This is a genomic window from Mesorhizobium sp. M7A.F.Ca.US.002.01.1.1, assembly GCF_004022955.1.
Classification (GTDB): domain Bacteria; phylum Pseudomonadota; class Alphaproteobacteria; order Rhizobiales; family Rhizobiaceae; genus Mesorhizobium; species Mesorhizobium ciceri.
The window spans coordinates 1-7,780 of the sequence record NZ_RZQE01000288.1 but is presented as its reverse complement, the minus strand read 5'-3'; the positions used below and the strand labels follow the sequence as shown (position 1 = coordinate 7,780).

General features: G+C 64.8%; 10 protein-coding genes and 1 pseudogene. 4 read left to right on the top strand and 7 right to left on the bottom strand.

The annotated features are described in order from the left end of the window. The 3 genes from EN932_RS23735 to EN932_RS23725 all read right to left on the bottom strand — a co-directional run. Positions 1 to 642, bottom strand: a 642-nt coding sequence (locus EN932_RS23735) for a BatA domain-containing protein (protein ID WP_206618955.1), incomplete at its 3' end; no start/stop codon positions are given. Further along, positions 639 to 1,601, bottom strand: a complete 963-nt coding sequence (locus tag EN932_RS23730; protein ID WP_013529967.1) for a DUF58 domain-containing protein — start codon at positions 1,599 to 1,601, stop codon at positions 639 to 641. The genes EN932_RS23735 and EN932_RS23730, both read right to left, overlap by 4 nt. Then, positions 1,601 to 2,605: a MoxR family ATPase gene (locus EN932_RS23725; RefSeq protein WP_013529968.1), complete on the bottom strand. Its 1,005-nt coding sequence runs from the start codon at positions 2,603 to 2,605 to the stop codon at positions 1,601 to 1,603. The genes EN932_RS23730 and EN932_RS23725 overlap by 1 nt, the downstream gene beginning before the upstream one ends. A gap of 154 nt (positions 2,606 to 2,759) precedes the next feature. Here EN932_RS23725 and EN932_RS23720 point away from each other — a divergent pair, with 154 nt between their 5' ends. Genes EN932_RS23720 through EN932_RS23710 form a run of 3 tightly spaced genes read left to right on the top strand, consistent with a single transcriptional unit; the run spans position 2,760 to position 5,286 of the window. Then, positions 2,760 to 3,389: a DUF1285 domain-containing protein gene (locus tag EN932_RS23720; RefSeq protein ID WP_013529969.1), complete on the top strand. Its 630-nt coding sequence runs from the start codon at positions 2,760 to 2,762 to the stop codon at positions 3,387 to 3,389. Beyond that, positions 3,389 to 4,024: a CoA pyrophosphatase gene (locus EN932_RS23715; RefSeq protein WP_063168849.1), complete on the top strand. Its 636-nt coding sequence runs from the start codon at positions 3,389 to 3,391 to the stop codon at positions 4,022 to 4,024. Before EN932_RS23720 ends, EN932_RS23715 begins: the two co-directional genes overlap by 1 nt. Beyond that, a complete protein-coding gene (locus EN932_RS23710) occupies positions 4,021 to 5,286 on the top strand; it encodes a CCA tRNA nucleotidyltransferase (protein WP_127388290.1) in 1,266 nt (421 codons plus the stop codon). The genes EN932_RS23715 and EN932_RS23710 overlap by 4 nt, the downstream gene beginning before the upstream one ends. 1 nt (position 5,287) lies before the next feature. Here the strand turns inward: EN932_RS23710 and EN932_RS23705 are convergent, their stop codons facing one another. The 3 genes from EN932_RS23705 to hemF all read right to left on the bottom strand — a co-directional run bounded on the left by EN932_RS23705 (position 5,288) and on the right by hemF (position 7,160). After that, positions 5,288 to 5,473, bottom strand: coding sequence for a DUF1059 domain-containing protein (locus EN932_RS23705; protein ID WP_013529972.1), 186 nt, complete (start codon positions 5,471 to 5,473; stop codon positions 5,288 to 5,290). Between the two features lie 200 nt (positions 5,474 to 5,673). Continuing rightward, complete coding sequence (locus EN932_RS23700) at positions 5,674 to 5,934, bottom strand: DUF1344 domain-containing protein (RefSeq protein ID WP_013529973.1); 261 nt, start codon at positions 5,932 to 5,934, stop codon at positions 5,674 to 5,676. Between the two features lie 311 nt (positions 5,935 to 6,245). Beyond that, positions 6,246 to 7,160, bottom strand: coding sequence for an oxygen-dependent coproporphyrinogen oxidase (gene hemF, locus EN932_RS23695; RefSeq protein WP_024504549.1), 915 nt, complete (start codon positions 7,158 to 7,160; stop codon positions 6,246 to 6,248). A 114-nt stretch (positions 7,161 to 7,274) separates the two neighbouring features. Here hemF and EN932_RS23690 point away from each other — a divergent pair, with 114 nt between their 5' ends. Further along, complete coding sequence (locus EN932_RS23690) at positions 7,275 to 7,532, top strand: hypothetical protein (protein ID WP_013529975.1); 258 nt, start codon at positions 7,275 to 7,277, stop codon at positions 7,530 to 7,532. 103 nt (positions 7,533 to 7,635) lie between these two features. Here the strand turns inward: EN932_RS23690 and EN932_RS23685 are convergent. Continuing rightward, positions 7,636 to 7,780: pseudogene (locus tag EN932_RS23685) on the bottom strand (redox-sensitive transcriptional activator SoxR); the annotation flags it as partial.

Genomic DNA, 7,780 nt, shown 5'->3' with positions numbered 1-7,780 from the left:
GACGACACGGGCGGCATTTTTCGACAAAAGCGTGTTGAAGGCGGCTTCATCGCCTTTTGCCGCCAGGCCGTCGGCAAGCACGGCGACACTGGCCCCGGGCAAGGTCTCCAGCACGCCGGCGACGCGGGCATAGACGGCGGGCCGGTCGGTCGGGATCGGCCGCGGCTTGGCGGCGCGCAGCCGGTCAAGGGCGGTGGCGGCATCGAACGGGCCGATCTCGGCATTGGCTTTTTCGGCGGTGAAGGCGATGACGACCGGCACGCCGTTGGAGCCGGCGTCGTTGATCAGCCGCTCGGCGGTGGCGACGCGTTTGCCCCAGTCGGCGGCACTTGCCCAGTCATTGTCGATGACCAGGGCAAGGGCGGCTCCTTCGGCCGGCAGCTTTTCACGCGGATTGAAGACCGGGTCGGCCAATGCCGCGACGATGAGGGCCGCCATCAAGAGCCTGAGCAGCGTCAGCCACCACGGACTCTGCTGCGGCGTCTCCTCGCGCTTCAGTACGCGCGCCAGGATCTTCAGCGGCGGGAAGATCTCGGTCTGCGGCTTGGGCGGCGTCAGCCTGAGCAGCCACCAGATCACCGGCAGTGCCAGCAGGCCCCACAGCACCATGGGGGCGCCAAAGGAGAGCGGCAGCCAACTCATGCGACAGCCTTTCCTGGCCGATCGCCACCAGCGATGCCTGCACGACCGCCAGCGGTCGGCCTGACCGAGGGGCCATCAGTGGTCATCGCCATGTGCAGTCGCACCAGCGCGTCGGAGGCGAGCCGATCGGTGTGGTTGACGGTAAAGCTCCAGCCAAGCCGCTTGCACCAGGCGGCCAGTTCGTGGCGGCGGGCGGTGTAGAGCAGGCGATACTCATCACCCAGCATTTCGGCGCGGCCGGCGGTCAGCTTGTCGCCGGTCTCGGGATCGGTGAATTCGGTGCGGCCGGCATAGGGGAAGGTCTCCTCGGCCGGGTCGGCGACCTCGATCAGGTGGGCGCGCACGCCGTGGCGGGCCAGCACGTCGAGCCAGGCCATCGTCTCCTCGACGGGATCGAGGAAGTCGCTGACGATGACGATGTCGCAGAAGCGCCTGATGTCGGACAGGTCGGGTTTTGCCGGCAGCTCGCCGGCATGCATCAACTGGGCGGCAATTCGTTCGGCGCCGTTGCGGGCGGTGAACGGGTCGGTGAGGCCCGGCCAGGCGATGCGTTCGCCGCTGCGCGACAACAGCTCGGCCATGGCCAGCGCCAGCACCAGCGCGCGCGATTGCTTGGAAACGCTGGCGCCTGTCGATTTGTAGAGCATCGACGGCGAGGGGTCGGCCCACAGCCAGACGGTATGGGCGGCTTCCCATTCGCGGTCGCGCACATAGGTGTGGTCGTCGCGGGCCGAGCGGCGCCAGTCGATGCGCGAGGAATCGCCCTCGACATAGGGCCGGAACTGCCAGAAATTCTCGCCGATGCCGCGCTTGCGGCGGCCGTGCCAGCCGGCGATCACGGTGTTGACGATACGGCGCGCCTCGACCAGCAGGTCTGGCACAAGCGAGGCCCGCAACCGGCCACGGGCGAGCGCGTCGCGCGTCGCTGCCGGAGCCTGGACCTCGCCGATGCGCGGCATCAAATCCCTTTCACGAGTTTCGCCACCACGTCACGCACGCTGGTGCCTTCGGCGCGGGCGGCGAAGGTCAGCGCCATGCGATGCTGCAGCACCGGCTCGGCCAGCGCACGGACGTCGTCGACCGAGGGCGCCAGCCGTCCGTCGTAAAGCGCGCGCGCCCTTGTGCACAGCATCAGCGCCTGGCTGGCGCGCGGGCCGGGACCCCAGGCGACGTTCTTATCGGTCTCGGCATTGCCTTGGCCGGGACGCGCCGAGCGCACCAGCGTCAGGATCGCCTCGACGACGCTTTCAGGCACCGGCATGCGGCGGATCAGCGTCTGGATCTCCTTCAGCCGCACCGGCTGCAGCACGTTTTGCGCTTTCGCGTCCTCGATGCCGGTGGTTTCCAGAAGGATGCGGCGCTCCGCCTCGATTTCGGGATAGAGGATGTCCACCTGCATCAGGAAGCGGTCAAGCTGTGCCTCGGGCAGCGGATAGGTGCCCTCCTGCTCCAGCGGGTTCTGGGTTGCCAGCACGTGGAAGGGCGCCGGCAGGTCATGGCGGGCGCCGGCAATGGTGACGTGGTATTCCTGCATGGCCTGCAGCAGCGCCGACTGAGTGCGCGGCGACGCGCGGTTGATCTCGTCGGCCATCAGCAGCTGGGCGAAGATCGGCCCGGAGATGAAGCGGAAGGAGCGTTTTCCGGTCTCGTCCTGCTCCATCACTTCGGAGCCGAGGATATCGGACGGCATCAGATCCGGCGTGAACTGGATGCGACGCGAATCGAGGCCGAGCACGATGCCAAGTGTTTCGACCAGCTTGGTTTTGGCGAGACCCGGCACGCCGACCAAAAGCGCATGGCCACCGGCCAGCAGCGCCACCAGCGTGCGCTCGACGACGCTTTCCTGTCCGAAGATGACCCGGCCGACCCCGTCGCGGATCCGGGAGATGTCGGCAAGCGCCTTCTCGGCCTCGGCGATCATGTCCTTTTCGCTGATCGGGCTTTCCTTGACCATCACGCTCATGCCGCATCGATCCTTGTGGTTGGAATACCATGGCTGGAACAACGGCTGCACCATACCATAAGTTGCCGCGATTCGGCCTCGCGTGGCGCCTACATCGAAACTTAAATCACAGACTTAGGCTGACAAGCGGAACAACAGTGACTATTTCGTGACCATGACGGGACCCTTGGGACATCGTGAAGAAAGCCTGACTGATGCCACCGAGGCGCGTGGTCTCGAGGCGCTGATCTCGCGCGCCGCCCGTGCCGGCAAGGGCGCGGCACCTGTCGAACGCTGGAATCCCGACTTCTGCGGCGATCTGGACATGGAGATCAAGGCCGACGGCACCTGGTTCTATCTGGGCACGCCGATCGGGCGCATGCCGCTGGTGCAGCTTTTCTCCTCGGTGCTGCGCAAGGACGCCGATGGCAGGACCTATCTGGTGACACCGGTAGAAAAGGTCGGCATCCGCGTCGCCGATGCGCCGTTCATCGCCGTCGAAATGGACGTTTCGGGCAGCGGCGAGGCGCAGACAATCACCTTCCGCACCAATGTCGGCGACGTCGTCGAAGCCGGGCCGGAACGGCCGCTGCGGTTTGTCGATGAGAACGAGACCGGCGGGTTGAAGCCCTATGTGCTGGTGCGTGGCCGTCTGGAGGCGCTGGTGGCGCGGCCGGTGATGTATGAACTGGTCGGGCATGGCGAGGAGATCGAAATCGGCGGCGAGACGATGTTCGCGGTGCGCTCCAAGGGCGCCGTGTTCCCGATCATGCCGGCGGACCAGTTGAAGCGGCTGAGCGCGTGATGGACCAGGTGACGCCGGCGCCGTTTTCATCCGCGGATTTTCGCGCGCGCTTTGCCGTGCAGCCCGATGCACATGCAGGCGACGACGACTATGGCGACCATCGCTTCAACCCCGGCCATCCGCGCCTCAACCAGGGCAAGGCGCTGCGCAATGCCGCGGTGCTGATCCCGGTGGTCGATCATGAGGGCGATGCGACGGTTCTTCTGACCAAACGGGCCGAAAAGCTGCGCAGCCATTCGGGGCAGGTGGCCTTTCCCGGCGGCACTATCGATCCGACCGATCCGAGCCCTGAGGCGGCGGCGCTGCGCGAGACCTTCGAGGAGATCGGGCTTGGCCGAGATGGCATCGAGATCATCGGCCGCATGCCCGACTATGTCGCCGGCAGCGGCTACCGCATCGCCCCGGTGCTTGGCATCGTGCGGCCCGGTTTCCAACTGACGCTCAACGCAGACGAGGTCGATGCCGCTTTCGAAGTGCCGCTGCGCTTCCTGATGGACCCGGCCAACCACAAGCGCGACAGCCGTATGTGGAACGATCTCGAATGGTTCTTCTACGACATGCCTTACGGCGACCGGCGCATCTGGGGCGTCACCGCCGGCATCATTCGTACTCTCTATGAAAGGCTCTATGCGTGAGTGTCTCGATCGCGGGCAGGGCCGATTGGCTCACCGACAAGCATCTACAGCGCCTGCTGTTCGCATTGGCCGAAGGCGGTGAAGAGGCGCGAGTCGCCGGCGGCGCGGTGCGCAACACGCTGATGGACCAGCCGGTCGCCGACATCGACATCGCCACCACCTGCTTGCCGCAGCAAACCCTCCGCCGCGCCGAAGCGGAAGGGTTCAAGGCGGTGCCAACCGGCATCGAGCATGGGACGATCACCGTGGTTGCCGGCGGAAAGCCCTATGAAATCACCACCTTGCGCGCCGATATCGAAACCGACGGGCGGCGCGCGAAAGTGTCGTTCGGGCGCGACTGGAAGCTCGATGCCGAGCGGCGCGACTTCACCATCAACGCGCTCTATGCCGAGGCCGATGGCAAGGTGGTCGACCTGGTCGGCGGCATTGCCGACATCGAGGCGCGCCGGCTGCGATTCATCGGCGACCCGGAAGCGCGCATTCGCGAAGACTACCTGCGCATCCTGCGCTTCTTCCGCTTCTTCGCCTGGTACGGCGACGGACGGCCCGACGCCGAGGGGCTGAAAGCCTGCGCCCGTCTGAAGGAAGGGCTGGCCCAGCTTTCGTCCGAGCGCATCTGGTCGGAACTGAAGAAACTTTTGTCGGCGCCCGATCCGTCACGGGCGCTGCTTTGGATGCGGCAGGCAGGTGTCTTGACCGCGGCGCTGCCGGAAAGCGAGAAATGGGGTATCGATGCCATCCATGGGTTGGCCAAGGCCGGCAAGGATCTGGGCTGGGCACCCGACCCGCTGCTCAGACTGGAAGCGATCGTGCCGCCCGATGCCGCTCGCATGAAGACGCTCGCCGAGCGGCTCAAACTCTCGACCGCCGAAGCGGATCGCCTGCGCCACTGGGCGCTCGCCACCGCCGTCGAGCCGAAGACGACCGAGGGCGAACTGGCAAAAAGGCTCTATCGCGGCGACCGGCAGGGGTTTGTCGACCGTCTGCGGCTGTCGCTTGCGGCAGCCAGGATGCGCGCCGTCGAGGACAATGAGGCGCTGCTCGAAGCCGGTGGCTTTTCGCGCCTGCTTGGCTTCGCCACCAAATGGGAAAAGCCGTTGTTTCCGCTGAAAGGTGCCGATCTGACGGCGCTCGGCGCAACTCCAGGCCCGAAACTCGGCGAAATCCTCAGGAATCTCGAAGCGGAATGGGTCGAAGCCGGGTTTGCCCCTGATCGCGACGCGCTCCTCAAGCGCGCCGCCGAAGCCTTGCAGGCCGGGTAGATCAGGCCGCGTCGCGGGTCTTTTCGATGCGCGAACGGATCGCCTCGATCATCGTCTCGCGGATGACCGTCTCACCATGTGTCTCGCGCATGTGCTCGACGGCACGGCGCATGACCTCGGCTTCCTCGTCGGCACGTGTGTGCCAGTCACAGCCGGGCACGAGCGACCCGCAGTGAAATTCCTTCATGAGATTTCTCCTTTTCTCCGTGGAGCTTGGTCGAGGCTCCGGCACTTTTTTGGCCCATGTCCGGTTCCAGGGTTGAAACCGCGGACCGCGAACGGGTGAGAAGCATAACACAGATGGGGTGGTATTGGTTGCCGTCAACGGCAAAAGGGCGGAGCAGCATCGCTCCGCCCTCGTCTCGTCCCGTTTTGGCGGGCAGGCCTTCACTTGGCGATCTTGACAGCCTCGGCAATCTTTTTCTTGCCGCTCATGTCCCATGAGACACGGACCTTTTCACCGACCTGCAGGCCAGGATCCTTGAAGGTCTTGGGAAGCGTAAAAGACGATCCATCGTCGAGGACCAGGCTCATGGCCGTCGTGTCAAAGGTCTTGATCGTCCCGGTGGTGTGCTTGACGGCGGCGAACGCCACCGAACCGGAAGCGAGAAGGGCAGCGGCGGCCGCCGAAACAATGATCTTGCGCATTGCGAAGTACTCCTGGAAAGGCGGGTATCTTTTTGACGAAGATGTCCCGCGTCGTCTTGGGCCGTCCGGTCGCGTCGGGTCGCGGCTCGCTTTGTCTTGACGCAATTCCGGTCGGAAAGCCGTTTCGCACTTTCCTGAAATTGCGCGCAGGCGAACCGCCGGCGCTTCCCGACCCCGCGCCACAAATAGACCAGTCTTTTCAAGAGCCTATTAGACGAAAAAGAAATTTTTCGCCGCACCGTGTGCCACATTCCATGCCCATTTCGAGCGAATGGGACATCAATGCGGCTCACGTCGGGCTCACCATTTTGTTACGGCCAGCGGACCTCGGGCGGCAGGCTGGAGAGGATGGCGGCGACATTGCCGCCGGTCTTCAGTCCGAATATGGTGCCGCGATCGTGAAGCAGATTGAATTCGACGTAGCGGCCGCGGCGGATGAGCTGTTCGTCACGGTCGCCATCGGTCCAGTTCTCGTTGAAGTTGGCGCGCACAAGGTGGCCGTAGACGACGAGAAAAGCGCGGCCGACATCCTGGACGAAGTTGAAATCGGCATTCCAGCCGCCCTTGTCCTCACCCGAATGCAGCCAGTCGAAGAAGATGCCACCGGTGCCGCGCGGCTCGTTGCGGTGCGACAGATAGAAGTACTCGTCGCACCAGGCCTTGAATTTTGGGTAATCGGCCACCGCGACATTCTTCTCGCAAGCGAATTGCATGGCGCGGTGGAAGGCGACCGTGTCGGGGTCGTCCTGGGTGCGGCGGCGATCGAGCACCGGTGTCAGATCGGCACCGCCGCCGAACCATTGGCTGGATGTGACCACCATGCGCGTGTTCATGTGCACGGCCGGAACGTTGGGATTCCATGGGTGCGCGATCAGCGAAATGCCGGATGCCCAGAAGCGCGGGTCTTCCTCGGCACCGGGCATCTGCTTCCTGAATTCGGGTGAGAACTCGCCATGGACGGTCGATGTGTGGACGCCGACCTTTTCGAAGACGCGACCGTGCATCATCGACATGGTGCCGCCGCCGCCGCGCCCCTCGTCACGTTCCCATGGCGTCTTTTCGAAGCGGCCGGGCGACCACGAGGCCAGCGGCCCGCCAAGATCCTGCTCGATCTGCTCGAAGGTGGCGCAGATGCGTTCGCGCAGCGCCTCGAACCAGAGGCGCGCCTTCATCTTCTTCTGTTCGATGTCGGCGGGCAGGCCCGCCGGTATTTCTGGTCGTTCCAAATGCCGTCTCCGGTTGGGGCGGCGAGTCCCACAAATGACTCGTCTTTTGCCGGCGCGATCCCTAATCTCTTAGGGGACAGGGTCAAGTGTCATTACGGTGCAAGGAGTTGTTTCGTGCGCACCCCGGCAAGACCGCCGCTGGATGGCCTAAAGAAAAGGCTCGACCAAAGCCGTGCCGAGCGCGTGCGTATGCCGCGCGACGGTTTCCTGCGCGAGACCTTCGTGCTGCCACGCTCCGATGCCCGGCTCAAGGCCAAGGAATGGTTCGAGCGCTTTCCCAAGCAGGCCTACTGGACCGAGATCGAAAGCTGGTTCGAGCGGCCGGGCGACCTGATCGAGTTCACCATCAGGCGGTTGCCTGCGGCCGACTAGGACTTCGTCGCCCCGTTTACGGGGAGAGGGTGCCGGCAGGCAGGTTGAGGGGCGGCGCGAACCTCTCAATGCTGGCGCCGCCCCTCATCTGCCTTCACTGCGTTCAGGCACCTTCTCCCCGTGAACGGGGAGAAGGAAGAGCGACCAGCCTCCTTGCCCCCGTTCCCTCGCGTGCCAGCCGGTCACCCTTGTTGCGCAGCGGGCATTTGTCGATCGACATGCAGCCGCAGCCGATGCAGTCGGTCAGC

What these genes read in the sequence shown, in the direction of transcription:
- EN932_RS23730 (WP_013529967.1), bottom strand. Translation starts at nt 1,601, where the DNA reads ATGCCGCGCATCGGCGAGGTCCAGGCTCCGGCAGCGACGCGCGACGCG.
- EN932_RS23725 (WP_013529968.1), bottom strand. Translation starts at nt 2,605, where the DNA reads ATGAGCGTGATGGTCAAGGAAAGCCCGATCAGCGAAAAGGACATGATC.
- EN932_RS23720 (WP_013529969.1), top strand. Translation starts at nt 2,760, where the DNA reads ATGACGGGACCCTTGGGACATCGTGAAGAAAGCCTGACTGATGCCACC.
- EN932_RS23715 (WP_063168849.1), top strand. Translation starts at nt 3,389, where the DNA reads ATGGACCAGGTGACGCCGGCGCCGTTTTCATCCGCGGATTTTCGCGCG.
- EN932_RS23705 (WP_013529972.1), bottom strand. Translation starts at nt 5,473, where the DNA reads ATGAAGGAATTTCACTGCGGGTCGCTCGTGCCCGGCTGTGACTGGCAC.
- EN932_RS23700 (WP_013529973.1), bottom strand. Translation starts at nt 5,934, where the DNA reads ATGCGCAAGATCATTGTTTCGGCGGCCGCCGCTGCCCTTCTCGCTTCC.